The 14,437-nt window shown below is 71.1% G+C and carries 11 protein-coding genes; 10 read left to right on the top strand and 1 reads right to left on the bottom strand.

All coding sequences use genetic code 11. The annotated features are described in order from the left end of the window. Positions 1–495: 495 nt before the first annotated feature. The 5 genes from ABZ098_RS42470 to ABZ098_RS42450 all read left to right on the top strand — a co-directional run bounded on the left by ABZ098_RS42470 (position 496) and on the right by ABZ098_RS42450 (position 8,113). Positions 496–1,107, top strand: coding sequence for a MarR family transcriptional regulator (locus ABZ098_RS42470; protein WP_356600042.1), 612 nt, complete (start codon positions 496–498; stop codon positions 1,105–1,107). Positions 1,108–1,263: 156 nt separating this feature from the next. Continuing rightward, positions 1,264–2,484: a metallophosphoesterase gene (locus ABZ098_RS42465; protein WP_356599980.1), complete on the top strand. Its 1,221-nt coding sequence runs from the start codon at positions 1,264–1,266 to the stop codon at positions 2,482–2,484. 75 nt (positions 2,485–2,559) lie between these two features. Continuing rightward, a complete protein-coding gene (locus ABZ098_RS42460) occupies positions 2,560–3,060 on the top strand; it encodes a GNAT family N-acetyltransferase (RefSeq protein ID WP_356599978.1) in 501 nt (166 codons plus the stop codon). A gap of 385 nt (positions 3,061–3,445) precedes the next feature. Then, positions 3,446–6,604: a glycosyl hydrolase 115 family protein gene (locus ABZ098_RS42455; RefSeq protein WP_356599976.1), complete on the top strand. Its 3,159-nt coding sequence runs from the start codon at positions 3,446–3,448 to the stop codon at positions 6,602–6,604. 144 nt (positions 6,605–6,748) lie between these two features. Further along, positions 6,749–8,113, top strand: coding sequence for an SGNH/GDSL hydrolase family protein (locus ABZ098_RS42450; RefSeq protein ID WP_356599975.1), 1,365 nt, complete (start codon positions 6,749–6,751; stop codon positions 8,111–8,113). A 291-nt stretch (positions 8,114–8,404) separates the two neighbouring features. On the opposite strand, the gene ABZ098_RS42445 is transcribed toward ABZ098_RS42450, so the two are convergent. Continuing rightward, positions 8,405–8,728 (bottom strand): hypothetical protein, encoded by a 324-nt coding sequence (locus ABZ098_RS42445; protein ID WP_356599973.1) that lies wholly within the window; start codon positions 8,726–8,728, stop codon positions 8,405–8,407. Positions 8,729–8,963: 235 nt separating this feature from the next. Here ABZ098_RS42445 and ABZ098_RS42440 point away from each other — a divergent pair, with 235 nt between their 5' ends. From ABZ098_RS42440 to ABZ098_RS42420, 5 genes are read left to right on the top strand one after another with little or no spacing between them, the layout of a single operon-like run. Then, positions 8,964–10,220 (top strand): ATP-grasp domain-containing protein, encoded by a 1,257-nt coding sequence (locus tag ABZ098_RS42440; RefSeq protein WP_356599971.1) that lies wholly within the window; start codon positions 8,964–8,966, stop codon positions 10,218–10,220. Continuing rightward, a complete protein-coding gene (locus ABZ098_RS42435; RefSeq protein ID WP_356599970.1) occupies positions 10,217–11,080 on the top strand; it encodes a DUF364 domain-containing protein in 864 nt (287 codons plus the stop codon). Before ABZ098_RS42440 ends, ABZ098_RS42435 begins: the two co-directional genes overlap by 4 nt. Next, entirely contained in the window at positions 11,077–12,165 is a 1,089-nt protein-coding gene (locus ABZ098_RS42430; RefSeq protein ID WP_356599968.1) for a PLP-dependent cysteine synthase family protein, read from the top strand. Before ABZ098_RS42435 ends, ABZ098_RS42430 begins: the two co-directional genes overlap by 4 nt. Continuing rightward, entirely contained in the window at positions 12,162–13,211 is a 1,050-nt protein-coding gene (locus ABZ098_RS42425) for a dipeptide epimerase (RefSeq protein WP_356599966.1), read from the top strand. The genes ABZ098_RS42430 and ABZ098_RS42425 overlap by 4 nt, the downstream gene beginning before the upstream one ends. Further along, on the top strand, positions 13,195–14,436 hold the full coding sequence (locus ABZ098_RS42420) for an MFS transporter (protein WP_356599964.1): 1,242 nt from the start codon (positions 13,195–13,197) through the stop codon (positions 14,434–14,436). Before ABZ098_RS42425 ends, ABZ098_RS42420 begins: the two co-directional genes overlap by 17 nt. Position 14,437: the final 1 nt, after the last annotated feature.

Here is a 14,437-nt window from a genome sequence, read left to right as displayed (position 1 = left end):
CCGCTCGGCGGGCCTCCGACCGGCGGGTACCCACCATTGCATTCTGCAATGATGTTTTTCGTGGGACATTTCAGCGGGCCCGCGCCATGCGCGGCTCAGGCGGAGCCGCCGCCTTCACTTCGCGGCTGCGCCAGGTCGTGCACACTCCGCGGCATGAGCCGCGGGGCAGATGAGAGATGGGTGACAGGCCGTCGCCCTCCGCGCCGGAGTTCGCGAGCGACGCGCTCGGGGCACCTTGCGTGGGCCTTCCTGGGCTTTCCTGGGCCTTCCTGGCGCTCTCCTTCGTATGGGTGCTCACGGCAATCCAGACGTTAGGCCCCGTCCGTGATCACCGCGAGCCGAGAGGAGAAGCCCGGTCATCGCTCCCCTGGCACTGAATGGCACAGTTCGCGCGACGCGACGCCTGACCCCACTCATAATTGCATCCTGCAAGGATTCAGGAGCGGAAACCAAGGCGATCCCAGCGCCACCCGACGGAGAAGCGGAACGGACCCGATGACACGCCAGGACTCCCCTCACCCGCACCCCTCGGAAAGACCGCCCACGCATTCCGAACTCGACCAAGAGGCCGAGGAGGTCACCATGGCGATCATGTCTGCATCAAGACTGCTCGTCGCGATCTCCGCACGCGCCCTCGCCTCCACCGACGAATCGCTCACTCTGCCCCAGCTACGCGCCCTCGTGGTGCTGGACACCTGCGGACCGGTCAAGCTCGCCGCTCTGGCCGCGACGTTGAGAGTCAACCCTTCAACCGCCCTGCGCATGGTCGAACGCCTCGAGTCCGCCGGGCTCACCGACCGCAGGACCAACCCCGACAACCGGCGTGAAGTCATTCTGAGTCTCACTGCCCCCGGCCGGGACCTCGTGGCGCGGGTCCTGGCGCACCGGCGTACCGAGATCCGTTCGCTCGTCGAGCGGTTGCCCGCCGAAGCGCGCGCCGGGCTCGTTCCCGCGCTGACGGCTCTCACGAAGGCGGCGCACGAGATGGCCGTAGACCCGTTCGATGAGATGCGCCGGGTGGGGGGCTTGATCGACGACCCGCTCAACCCCGCACCGCCGGAGCCCCCTCAGGGAGGACGCCGTCGGGCGAGGGACCACACTGTTTGACGCCTGGGTGGAGCTCGTCCAGCCCAGCGCCGACTGTGCACGAGGTCCGGCACGCGGCGCCCTGAGTGCCGAGGGCCAGCGCTGGACGCCAGTCCGGCCGTTCCAAAGCGACCGGATACAGTGCGCGAGACGGCAGCCCTGTCAGGGAGGGGAAGCGTGACCGACACCAGCAACACCCGGCCCGCCGAGGGTGAAGCGCAAGCGCCGCGGCGGAGCCGACTGGACCGCCTGATGCGCTACATCCCCCTGATCGCCCCTGTTCTGCTGTGGGCCGTGCCCTGTTGGGTGCTCCTGCACACCGGCCAGCACTGGCCGCTGCCCGTCACGTCGGCCGGCACCGCCCTGTTCGCCCTCGGCCTGGCCGGTATGCCGCTCGCGATGGTGCGCGGCCACGGCCGGCGCCAGCAGGACCGGGCGGCGATCATCGGTGACACCCTCCTGGGCGCCATCTGGATCCTGTTCACCTGGTCCGTTCTGCTCGGCGTCCTCTTGCGGCTCGCCCTGGCGGTGGCCGGCGTCGGCGGGGGTCAGGACCGCGCCCGAATCGTCACTTGGGCCGCCCTCGGCGTAACCGCCCTACTGCTCGCCTGGGGATACGTCGAGGCCCGCCGCGTGCCACGGGTGCGCCGACTCGACGTGCAACTCCCCCGACTCGGCGCCGGGTTGGACGGCATCCGGGTCGCCCTCATCACGGACACCCACTACGGTCCCCTCGATCGCGCCCGCTGGTCGGCGCGGGTGTGCGAAACGGTGAACACCCTGGAAGCCGACCTGGTCTGCCACACCGGCGACATCGCCGACGGTACGGCCGAACGCCGCCGCGCCCAGGCCCTCCCCCTAGGTACCGTGCAGGCGACCCGGGCCCGTGTGTACGTCACCGGCAACCACGAGTACTACAGCGAGGCCCAGGGCTGGGTCGACCTGATGGACGAGCTGGGCTGGGAGCCGCTGCGCAACCGCCATCTGCTGCTCGAACGCGGCGGCGACACCCTCGTGGTCGCCGGCGTGGACGACGTCACCGCCGAGTCCTCCGGCCTGCCAGGCCACCGCGCGCACCTCGCCGGTGCTCTGGACGGCGCCGACCCCGACCTGCCCGTCCTGCTCCTGGCACACCAGCCCAAGTTCATCGACCGGGCGGCAGCCGCCGGCGTCGATCTCCAACTCTCCGGCCACACCCACGGCGGCCAGATCTGGCCCTTCCACTACCTGGTCCGCACCGACCAGCCGGCCCTCGCCGGCCTCAGCCACCACGGCCCCCGCACCCTCCTCTACACCAGCCGCGGCACCGGGTTCTGGGGCCCGCCGTTCCGCGTCTTCGCCCCCAGCGAGATCACCCTGCTCGTGCTTCGCTCCCCGAACCGGTCCACCTCGCCGTAGTCCCGCCACAGCACCGGCTCAGTAGCGGTTGCACCGCCGCCGAACAGTGACCGACGCGCATGTGATGCTGACGTCATGACTGATCGACGCGAGGTTGACGTGGTCCGCTGGCCGGATGAAGCCCCTTCCTCCCAGAACGGGCCGGCCGAGCTGCTGGCGGGCTACCACGTGCAGACGCAGGCCGAGAAGGGTGAGGCTGTCGCCGGTGTCGACGAGCTGCCTGACCGCTACCGGGCGGAGGTCATCGAGCCGCAGGCCGCGTTTGCAGATGAGCTTGTGCTGTTGGCGTTGAGCGGGGACACGGCAGTGGGCTGCCTGGTGGTGACCGCCCCCGTCGACGGACATACCGAGATCAAGAGGCTCTGGACCGACCCTGCCTTCCGGGGCCGGGGCATCGCGTCCACGCTGGTCGGCGCAGCACTCGCGCATGCTGCGGAAAGCGGCGTCAGCACAGTGCGGCTCTCGGTGTGGAAGTGGCGCGCCGGTGCGATAGCCCTGTACGAGCGGCTCGGCTTCACCGTCACCGAGTCGTGGGACGAGCGCGACCACCTGGTCTGCATGGAACGCGCCATGTAAGTGGCCTAAGTGCCCCCGTGCAGCGAAACTTTCTGGTATCGATCGGAACATTCGTCGCCCACCTCGGGGGATCGACGGATCCACGCCGGCCCGCGGGTTCACCACCCGCAACCACTCCACCGGATCGCTGACGCCCCACGTTGCGCACATCTTGACCGCCACGAGCGCGCGCCTCTACATTCCCACAAGCGGTTCGCAGGCATGGCATGCATCTACATACATGAACCACGCAAGGGTGAGACCGGACGAGCGCGCACTACCCCTCTCTCCGTCCCACCCTCGGCACCGAAATCTTCGGAAGATCCTCCTAATCTTGCGTGAGCAGCAGAGGCACCGCCCGAATCTGACGAAGCCGCACAACGCCGCCCCCTCACGAGGAGTTGTCATGGACGACAGCGCCAGGCACCCGCTGAGCCGACGATCGGTACTGGGCTGGGCGGCAGGCGCAGCCGCTGCCGTCACCCCGCTCGGAGCCGCCCTGGGACTCGCGGACGAGGCGTCCGCGGCGAGCCGGCCCGCGCGCCCCACCGATCCCGGGGCCTACATCTCCTTCACGCCCACCGCGGGAAGCTTCCCGCTGGTGCGCGCCGGCCGTGCGGGGCCCCTCCTGGTCAGCGGTGACGACTGGCCTGGGGTCGTGCGTGTGGCCGGTGACCTGCAGGCCGACATCGAGCGGGTGAGCGGGGTGCGGCCCGTCCTCTTACGGGACCAGGTGCCGAGGGCAGCGGAGATCACCCTCATCGGAACCCTCGGCCGGAGCCCGCTCATCGACGGTCTCGTCGCCGCCGGGAAACTCGATGTGCAAGCCATCCGGGGCAAGTGGGAGACGTCCCTCCAGACCGTGGTGGACCGGCCGATGCCGGGGGTCGAGCGGGCCTTCGTGATCGCGGGGAGCGACCAGCGCGGCACCGTCTTCGGGGCCTACGACGTCTCACGCGGCATCGGGGTCTCCCCCTGGCACTACTGGGACGACGTCGTGCCCGTCCACCGGGACGCGCTCTACGTCCTGCCCGGCGCCCACACCCAGGGCACCCCGGCGGTGAAGTACCGCGGATTCTTCATCAACGACGAGAACCCGGCCCTGGGCACCTGGGCGCCGGCGACGTTCGGGCCCGGCAAGGCGCCTGGCTATCCGGGCGGATTCAATGCCGCGTTCCACGAGAAGGTCTTCGAGCTGCTGCTCCGACTGAAGGGCAACTACCTGTGGCCCGCGGTCTGGGGCCGCGCCTTCGCCGAGGACGATCCGCAGAACCACGCCACCGCGAAGGCGTACGGGATTGTCATGGGCACGTCTCACGAGGCACCGATGATGCGGGGCATCGAGGAATGGAACCGCCACGCGAAGGCTGCCGTACGGGACGGCAACGGCACCATCGTCACGCCGGGGCACGACCCCTACGGGGGCACCGGCGAATGGTCCTTCCGCTACAACGCCCCGGCCCTCAAGGCGTACTGGCGCGAAGGCATCCAGCGGATGGTCGACCAGGACTTCGAAGCAGTGGTGACCCTGGGGATGCGCGGCAACGGCGACACCGCGCTGAGCGACGGCGACGGCATCGAGCTGATGCGGCAGATCATCACCGCCCAGCGCCAGATCCTCGCCGACGTCACCGGCAAGGACGTCACCACCGTCCCGCAGGTGTGGACGATGTACAAGGAGGTGCAGCACTACTGGGACAGCGGACTGCGCGCTCCGGACGATGTCACCGTCGTCTTCACCGACGACAACTGGGGCAACGTCCGCAAGCTGCCGAACCCCACCGCCGACCCACGCACCGGCGGCTACGGTCTCTACTACCACTTCGACTACGTGGGCGGCAGCCGCAGTTACAAGTGGATCGACACCAACTCCGTGCCCGACATCCGGGACCAGCTCCACCAGACCTACGCCTACGGCGGACGCGGACTGTGGGTCGCCAACGCTGGAGACGTCAAGGGCAACGAGCGGCCCACCCAGTTCTTCCTCGACTACGCCTGGGCGCCCGACAGATGGACCCCGGAGACGTTGCCGGAGTGGGATCTGCAGTACGCGCGGCAGAACTTCGACGGCCGGCTCGCCGACGACATCGCCGAAGTACTGCGCGGATACGAGCGGTTGCAGGCGCGCCGCAAGCCGGAGCTGCTCAACCGCCGGCAGAGCCTCGACCCGGCGAAGGATCCCGCGAGTGCGTCCGCGATCGTCACGAACGACCGGGCCACCCCCTTCAGCCAGACCGACTACCAGGAGATCGAGCGGGTCACGCGGGAGTGGCAGGACCTGGCCGCCCGGGCCGACACGATCGCCTCCAAGCTGCCCGCGAGCGACAAGGACGCGTGGTTCGAGCTGGTGGGCTACGCGGTGCGGGCGACGGCGAACGTCTACCTGCTGCGGCAGGCCCAGTTCACCAACCTCCTCCACGCCGCCCAGGGCAGGGCCGACACCAATGACCAGGCCGACGCCGCCGAGGCCCGGCTGGCCGACGACTTCGCGCTCGCCGACCGCTTCAACCAGCGGATCGCCGGCGGCAAGTGGAAGGGCTTCCAGACCCAGACCCACATCGGATACGGCGACAAGGACCGCTACGGCTCCAACGCCTCCTGGGCCGACCCGCCGCAGCCCGATCAGATCTACCCCGCCGTCCGTCGGATCACCGTGCCGACCGCCGCCGCGATGGGGGTGGCCGTCGACGGCTCCGACAAGTGGTGGCCCCTCGACCAGGGAGAGGCCGTACTGCCCGCGTTCAGCCCCTTCCAGACCCAACCGGCGCAGTACATCGACGTCTTCAACCGCGGGACCACCTCCTTCCGCTACAGCGTCAGCACGGGCGCACCGTGGCTGACCGTCGACCGGCCCCGCGGTACGGTCCTCAAGGGGCAACGCCTCCTCCTCGCGGTCGACTGGCGCCGTGCTCCCAAGGGCTCCAGCCGTGTCCCGGTCACCGTCACCGGCTCGGAAGGCACGACGGTCACCGTGCAGGCGGTGATCGACAACCCCGCGATCTCCCGTTCCCGGCTCGCGGGGTTCATCGAGGCGAACGGCTATGTCGCCATCGAGGCCGCGCACTTCACCCGCAACGTCCCCGCCGACGGCGTCTCCTGGCAGCGGGTTCCCGGCATCGGCCGTACCGGCGACGGCATGGAGCCCTTTCCCGTGACCGCCACGCGCCGGGCTGTCGGCGCCGGGCCCCGGCTCGAGTACGACTTCACCTGCTTCACCACCGGTACCGTCACCGTCTGGGCCCATCTCGCGCCCCGCAACGCGGCGTTGTCCACGGCGGGGCTCAGGTACGCCGTGGCACTCGACGACCAGGCACCGCAGAGCGTGGACGTCATCGCGGCCACCGGTTCCGACGACGCGACCATGAACAACCAGTGGGGCCGCAACACGGCCGACAACGTCAACCGCACCGGCACGACGCACCGCATCGGCAGCCCCGGACGGCACGTACTGAGGTTCTGGATGGTCGATCCCACCGTCGTCCTCAACAAGATCGTGATCGACACCGGCGGCCTCAAGTACAGCTACCTCGGCCCTCCGGAGAGCATGCGGCTGACCGGGCAGTGAAACGCGGCGGTCCCGCCGGCACGGCAAGCGCTCGCCTGCCGTGCCCAACCCCGTACAGCGACCGTGAACAGCCCTGCCCGACGCACACGTCGCACTCAACGCCCCCGGAAGGTACCGGCCCGACCGAGCATGACGGGAAGCCACATGTCCTCCATGAACCGAACCTCGGCGCTGGCGAGCGTCATCGCCACCCTGGCCGTGGCCGTCGTCGCGTACTTCATTCCCGTGGCGGCAGGCGCGGAGCGCGGCAAGGCGCCCCGCCCGGCCGGCCACGCCACCCCGACGACGAAGGACGCCCACTGGGTCAACACCTGGACAGCCATGCCCCAGTTGACCGAGCCCGCCAACATGCCGCCCCCGCCGTTCACCCAGGGAGATCGCGTCCTCGCCGACACCACGCTGCGCCAGACCGTGCGCGTCTCCGTCGGCGGCCGGTACACGCGGATACGCCTCTCCAACGCGTTCGGGGGTACGAACCTGCCCATCACGTCGGTCTCGCTGGCCCGCCCGAAGGACGGCAAAGCGGGTGTCAGTTCCGTCGTACCCGGTAGCGAGCGGCCGGTGACGTTCGGCGGACAGCCGGGCATCGACATCCCGAAGGGGGCGCAGGCGGTCAGCGACCCGCTGGACTTCCCCTTCCAGCCGGGGACCAACCTGACCCTGACCCTCTACCTCGCCGACGGCCAGGCGTCCGGTTCGATCACCTCGCACCCCGGCTCGAGGACGACCTCCTACATGCTGGCCGGCGACCACCTCGACGACACCGATCTGCCCGGCGCCACCGCGGTCGACCACTGGTACTTCATCAGCGGCGTCGAGTCCTGGTCCAGGCCCACCACCGGCGCGGCCGTGATGCTGGGTGACTCACTCACCGACGGCCGCGGATCCACCACCAACATGAACGACCGGTGGCCGGACCAACTCCTGGACCGACTCCGGTCCCAGCCCGCCACCTCCGAGATCGGGGTCCTCAACCAGGCGGCCGGCGGCAACCGGCTCCTCCACGACGGCCTCGGCCCCAACGGCCTGGCCCGACTGGACCGTGACGTCCTCGCACAGAGCGGCGTCCGCTGGCTGATCGTCTTCGAGGGCATCAACGACATCCCCGGCGCGACGACGGACTCCGCCGGGAAGCAGATCACAGCCGACCTCATCACCGGCTACCAGCAGATCATCACGCGGGCCCACGCCCAGGGAATCCGTGTCTACGGAGCCACGCTCACGCCCTTCGGGGGCAACGGCTACGACGACGCGGCCGGCATCCACGAGTCCTCCCGCCAGGCGGTCAACGAGTGGATCCGCACCAGCGGCCGGTTCGACGCCGTCATCGACTTCGACAAGGTGGTACGCGACCCGCAGAACCCCCGCCGCCTCTCCCCCGTCTACGACGTCGGCGACCACCTCCACCTCAACCCCACCGGCTACCGGGCCCTCGCCGACGCTGTCCCCGTCAAGCTCTTCAAGCAGACGACGATCCCGCCGGAGTTCCCCCTGGCGGACGCCGGATGACGGGAGACCACCCGCCCGTCGCGAACGCCCCGAACCGCACCAGAGCTCTCCCGGTCCTTGGACGATGTCCCGGGACCAGATGACGACCGGCCTGACGGCCCGGGAGCCGTCGACCGTGCAGCCGCGCGTGTCGAGACCCGATGCGGACGGCGCGCGGTCGGCTTGCCCCCGTACGGGGGCATCGTCGGCGGTCTCGTCCTCGACGGTCGTGGCCAGTTGGCCGCGGAGGACGGAGTGAGGTGGCTGGCCGGCATCGGGGGCGGTCCGGACGGATCCACCGTACGGCCGGTGTCAGCGGGCGGCGGCCCTACGAACGACTGCGTCCCGGTCGGGGCCGAGCAGGTACGGCAGCAGCTCCTTCAGGGCCCTCGCGAACGCCCGCACCCTGACCTCCGTCAGGCGCGCGTTGCCCGCGGTCCCCGGCAGATGATTCGGCGCCCCAAGCCCGCACTCGGCGTAGATTCCCTCAACGGCGGCCCGGCAACGTCCGGTTGCGGAATCTTTCGCCACCTCCACGAATGCGGACGGCGCAGCGAACCCCGCCTCGGTCAGAAAACCCAAGGCGTCCCGCCCCACCCGACGGACCACTTCCTCCCCGCTCTCCCGTTTCCCCATCCCGCCACCATCCAGCCGAGCACCCGCGTCCGGAAGCGCCGCTCGCACTGTTCGGCGTCCGCAAGCCGCCCCGAGCGCCCACTCCGGACGGCACCGGGAGACATCGGCTCCAGTAAGAGACTAGTAAATGAAAATGATTATCGATAGCGTGTGCGGTGCGCGCAGCCCGGACCCTCCATGTGAGGGCTCACCGAGCTGCGCTGACGCCTGAACCGAGCGCACGAAAAGGGGAGTTGTGGCTCATCTGCTGATGGTCGAGAGCTGGGTCGGGTCGATGAGCAGGCTGCTGCCACTCGCGATCCGCGAGGGCGGCCACGAGTTCACCTTCCTCACCCGCGACCTCCACCACTACCTCCGCTCGGCACCCGAAGGGGCGGCGCACCCGCTGCTCGGCGCACGCAACGTCCTCACCACCGACACCAACGACGTGGGCGCTCTCCTGCCGGAGATCGAGCGGCTGCACGGCGTGCTGCGCTTCGACGGTGTCATCACCTCCTGCGACTACTACCTGCCGACGGTGGCCAAGATCGCCGCGCATCTGGGACTGCCCGGTCCTGCGCCGGAAGCGGTCGAGAACGCCTGCCGCAAGGACGCCACCCGCCGGATCCTCACGGACGCGGGCGTCCCCGGGCCGCGTTACGCCGCCCACCAGGAGTGGTCCGACCTCGCGCGGGCCGCGCGGGAGATCGGCTATCCGCTGGTCGTCAAGCCGGTCGACCTGTGCGCGGGCATGTACGTGCGCCGCGTGGACGACGAGGAGCAACTGGCCGCCGCCGTACGGGCGCTGGCCGACTTCCCGGTCAACGCCCGCGGGCAGCGGCGGGAGCCGCTCGTCCTGCTGGAGGAGCTGCTGGACGGCCCCGAGGTGAGCGTCGAGACGGTGTCGCACGCCGGTGCGGTCCACGTGGTGGGCGTGACCGACAAGAGCATCGGCGGGGCACCCGCGTTCGTCGAGACGGGGCACATGTTCCCGGCGGCTCTCACCTCCTACGACACCGAGGCGGCCGAGCAGACCGCGCTCGCCGCGCTGAAGGCCCTCGGTCTGACCGACGGCGTGGTGGCGCACACCGAGATCAAGCTGACCTCCGACGGCCCGCGCGTGGTCGAGGTCAACGCCCGTCCCGCCGGGAACCGCATCACCGAGCTGGTCCGCCATGTGACCGGCATCGACCTGGCCGCGGCCTTCGTGGACGTCTCCCTCGGCCACGAACCCGACCTTCGGGGCGCCGACACCGGGCTGCGCAGCGCGGCCATCGGGTTCCTCGTACCGCGGAGGTCGGGCACGCTCGCATCACTGGACGGTGCGCAACTCCTCGACGTTCCAGGCGTGTTGGAGGTGCAGCTCGCCGAGCCCGGCAAGCGGGTGACGGCGGCGGGCAGCAACAACGACTACCTCGGTCACGTCATGGTCGGCGACGCCGAGGGACTGGGCGCCCGCGCGCGGGTCGAGGAGCTGCTCGACCAGCTGCGGTCCGGACTGGTGATCCGATGACGGCCCCCGCCGGCACGGCCCGCCCAACGGCCTTCCGGACGTGTGCGTCGTACGACGAACTGGTGGCGCGCGTGCGTGCCGGTGAGTTCGGCCCGGATCCGGCCGACCGACGGATCGACGTGGCGTTCAGCACGAGACAGGCCGTTCGACACGAGGGGCGCGGGACCGGCTACCGCAACGAGGTCCTCAGCCTGCGGCTGGGCGGGGTCGTCGGCTCGTGCTCGGTCGAGCCCGGAGCCCTGCCCGACGACGCGATCGACGACTGCGTCGGCGCCGACGTGGCCCTGCTGCTGGGCCATCCGCTGCCGCCCGTGCGCGTCGCCGCACTGGACGCCTATCTCATGCACGTCACTCCGCACGTCCCCGAGAACGGAGCGCGGCCCGTGCACCTGGCCGCCGGTTCCTCCCTGGACAGGTCCAGGGCCCGGGCGAAGGCCGTCGTCGAGCTGCTCGATGTTCCGGCCGGCGCGAACGTACTGGTGGTGGGCGTCGTCAACTCCCTGCTGGAGGCGCTGCGCACACGCGGTCTGCGCTATGTGGCCTGTGACCTCAAGGGCGGGCGGACCGAGTGGGGCGAGGCGGTCGCCACCGACGCGCTCGCGGAGACCGCCCGCTGCGACGCCCTGCTGGTGTCCGGGATGACGCTGGGCAACGGAACCTTCGAGCCGCTGCGGCGACACGCCCTCGCGCACGGCAAGCAACTGGTCATGTTCGCCCAGACCGGCAGCGCCGTCCTGCCCCGCTTCCTCGGCCACGGGGTGAGCGCGGTGTGCGCGGAGCCGTACCCCTTCTTCTGGCTCGACGGCGGCCCCGGCACCGTGCACCGCTACGGCGGCCCGGGTCCGGAGGGCGAGCGATGACCACGGCCGCCGTACGCCCCACGGCCCGCCCGGAACTCCTCGCCCTGCTCGGCCGCACGCCCCTGGTGCGCATCTGTGCCGACCTGCCGGGCCCGCACCCCGGATTCTGGGCCAAACTCGAAGGGCTCGCCGCCGGCGGGATGAAGGCGCGGGCGGCCGTGTCGATGCTGCTGGGCGCCCGGCAACGCGGCGAACTGCGGCCCGGGGCCCCCGTGGTGGAGTCCACATCGGGCACGCTCGGCATCGGGCTCGCCTTCGCCGGACAGGCGCTCGGGCACCCCGTCGTCCTGGTCGGCGACTGCGAACTGGAGTCGTCCGTACGGCAGTTGCTGCGCGCCCACGGTGTGCGGCTGGAGATCGTCGACCGTCCCGCCACCCGGGGCGGCTGGCAGACGGCACGGCTGAACCGGCTGCGGGAGCTGCTCGCCGTACTGCCGGACGCGTACTGGCCGGACCAGTACAACAACCCCGACAACAGCGCCGGTTACGCCTCTCTCGCCGCCGAACTCGTCGACCGGCTCGATCATCTGGACATCCTGGTGTGCAGCGTCGGCACCGGCGGCCACAGCGCGGGCATCGTCGGCCCGCTGCGCAGGCGCTGGCCCGCGCTGCGGCTGATCGGCGTCGACTCCACCGGCTCCACCATCTTCGGCCAGCCCGCCCGGCCGAGGCTGATGCGCGGCCTCGGCAGCAGCATCCACCCCCGCAACGTCGCCTACGACGCCTTCGACGAGGTCCACTGGGTCGGCCCGGCCGAGGCCGTGGACAGTTGCCGCCGACTCGCGCGGGGCAGCTTCGTCAGCGGCGGCTGGAGCACGGGGGCCGCCGCCCGCGTCGCCGCCTGGGCCGCCCGCGTCCACCCCGGCGCGGTCGTCGCCACCGTCTTCCCCGACGGTCCGCACCGCTACCTCGGCACCGTCTTCGACGACGACTTCACCACCGCCCACGGCCTCGATCCGGCCACGGCGGCCATCCGCCCCGTCGAGATCCCGCACCCCCGCGCGGCCGAGGCGACCGGCTGGGTGCGCTGCACCCGCGTCACCGACCCCCTCAAGGCCCTACCCCGCCCGGAAAGGTTCCCGTGAAGGCCAGCCTGCGCACCGTACGTCTCGAACTCGCCGAGCCGCTGCGCATCTCCCGCGCCACCATGACCGCCCGCGACGCCGTATGGCTGAGTGTCGAGCACGAGGGCGCCACCGGCCACGGCGAGGCCGTCACCAGTGCCTACTACGGGCTGGACACCGACACTCTCGGGCGGCTCCTCGCCACCGCCGGCAGGGACCTTGCCCGCTTCCCCGATCCCGAAAGCGCCCTGCATTCGGGCGAGTTGACACGCGAAGGCACTCCCCCGACCGTGACCGCCGCTGTCGAGGCCGCGCTGCTCGACCTCGTCGGCAAGCGCGCGCACCTGCCCGCGCACCGGCTCCTGGGTGCGCCGAGGGCTCCGATCGCCGCCACCGCCCGCACCATCGGCATCACCTCCCCCGCCCACGCGGCGGCACAGGCCCGCCGCCTCGCGGCGAGCGGCTTCACGATCATCAAGGTGAAAGCGGGCACCCCCGACCCGGAGGACGACGTCGAGCGCCTCCGTGTCGTCCGGGACGCCGCGCCCCGGGCCCGGATCCTGCTCGACCCCAACGGCGCCTGGACCGTGGCGCAGGCCGAAGCACTGCTGCCGCGGTTCGCCGAACTCGGCGTCGAGGCCGTCGAACAACCGGTGAGACCCGGCTCGCCCCACACCCTGGCGGCGCTGGCGGAACGCTCGCCGCTGCCGGTCATCGCCGACGAGGACGCCGTCGACCTGGACGACGTGCGCCGCCTGGCCGGACGCGTGCAGGGCGTCAACGTCAAGCTCGCCAAGTGCGGCGGGGTCCACGCGGCCCTGCGCATCGCCGAGTTGATCGACGGCAGCGGCACGGAACTGATGCTGGGCTGCCTGACCGCCAGCAGCCTCGGCCTCGCGCCCGCCGTGCACCTCGCCGACCGGGCCCGCTGGGCCGACCTCGACGGACATCTGCTGCTGGCCCGCGACCCGTGGACCGGCATCGGCGGCACCGACGGAGTCGTCCGGGCAAGTGACCAGCCCGGACTGGGAGTTCGGGAGGTGGAGGCATATGAGGACGTGGCATGAGATGCGCCGCTTCCCGCTCGCGGTCCAGCTCCTGCTGGTCAACCAGCTCGGCGTCAACACCGGCTTCTACCTCCTCATCCCCTACCTCGCCACCCACCTCACCGACAACCTGGGCATGTCGGCGGCCGTCGTCGGCATCGTCCTCGGGGTGCGCAACCTCAGCCAGCAGGGGCTGTTCATCCTCGGCGGCTCCGCCTCCGACCGGCTCGGCGCGCGCGGTGTCATCATCACGGGCTGCGCCCTGCGCACCGTCGGGTTCGCGCTGTTCGCGCTCGGCGACGACCTGGCCGTGCTCCTCGCCGCCTCGGTGCTCAGCGGGCTCGCCGGTGCCCTGTTCAATCCCGCCGTGCGCACGTACATCGCGCAGGAGGCCGACGGGCGCAAGGCCGAGGCGTTCGCCCTGTTCAACGTGTTCGCCACCACCGGCGCCCTGATCGGCCCGCTGCTGGGCAGCGCGCTGCTGCTGGTGGACTTCCGCGCCTCCGCGCTCACGGCGGCCGGCATCTTCGCCGTGCTCACCGTCGCGCAGGCCGTGGTGCTGCCCGCCCGGGAAGTCGAGCCGAGCGGGAGCACGGTCCTCGGGGACTGGCGCGAGGTCCTGGGCAACTGCGCGTTCCTCGCCTTCGCGCTCGCCATGGTCGGCATGTTCACCCTGGAGAACCAGCTCTACCTGCTGCTGCCCGACGGCGCCCGCCGGGCCACGGGCTGGGAGGGGGCCGCCGGACTCGTCTTCCTCGTCGGCACGGTCACCAACCTCTTGCTCCAGCTACGCATCACGCGAGCCCTCAAGGAGCGTGCGAACAGGGCGCGTTGGATCGCGGGCGGCCTGGTCCTCATGGCGGTCGCGTTCCTGCCGCCCGCCCTGCTCACCAACCCCCCGGACAACCCGGTGCTGAGCGTCCTGCCCGTCCTGACGGGTGCCCTGCTGCTCTCCCTCGGGGTGATGGTCGCCCAGCCGTTCGTGATGGAGCTGATCCCCGGCTTCGGCCGGCCCGAGCTGACCGGCACCTACTTCGGCGTCTTCTACGTGGTCTCCGGCATCGCCGCCGCCGTCGGCAACACCGCCGTCGGCTACGCCATGGACACCGGGCAGGACGGCGCCGACTGGCTGCCGTGGGCGTGCTGCGCTCTGTTCGGACTCGTCTCGGCGACGGGCGTGGCCTGGCTGCATCGGCTCGGGTCGCTGCCCGCCCCCTCGATGCCCGCCGTTGCGGCCACGGTCTGAG

This window comes from Streptomyces sp. NPDC006335 (assembly GCF_040612795.1).
In the GTDB taxonomy this organism is placed as follows: Bacteria; Actinomycetota; Actinomycetes; order Streptomycetales; family Streptomycetaceae; genus Streptomyces.
The sequence above is the reverse complement of the archived record's forward strand: the minus strand, read 5'-3'. Positions and strand labels throughout refer to the sequence as shown.

Bases quoted from the DNA above. Each gene is read 5' to 3' on its own strand.
- ABZ098_RS42470 (WP_356600042.1), top strand. From the start codon at position 496: ATGACACGCCAGGACTCCCCTCACCCGCACCCCTCGGAAAGACCGCCC.
- ABZ098_RS42460 (WP_356599978.1), top strand. From the start codon at position 2,560: ATGACTGATCGACGCGAGGTTGACGTGGTCCGCTGGCCGGATGAAGCC.
- ABZ098_RS42455 (WP_356599976.1), top strand. From the start codon at position 3,446: ATGGACGACAGCGCCAGGCACCCGCTGAGCCGACGATCGGTACTGGGC.
- ABZ098_RS42450 (WP_356599975.1), top strand. From the start codon at position 6,749: ATGTCCTCCATGAACCGAACCTCGGCGCTGGCGAGCGTCATCGCCACC.
- ABZ098_RS42445 (WP_356599973.1), bottom strand. From the start codon at position 8,728: ATGGGGAAACGGGAGAGCGGGGAGGAAGTGGTCCGTCGGGTGGGGCGG.
- ABZ098_RS42435 (WP_356599970.1), top strand. From the start codon at position 10,217: ATGACGGCCCCCGCCGGCACGGCCCGCCCAACGGCCTTCCGGACGTGT.
- ABZ098_RS42430 (WP_356599968.1), top strand. From the start codon at position 11,077: ATGACCACGGCCGCCGTACGCCCCACGGCCCGCCCGGAACTCCTCGCC.
- ABZ098_RS42420 (WP_356599964.1), top strand. From the start codon at position 13,195: ATGAGGACGTGGCATGAGATGCGCCGCTTCCCGCTCGCGGTCCAGCTC.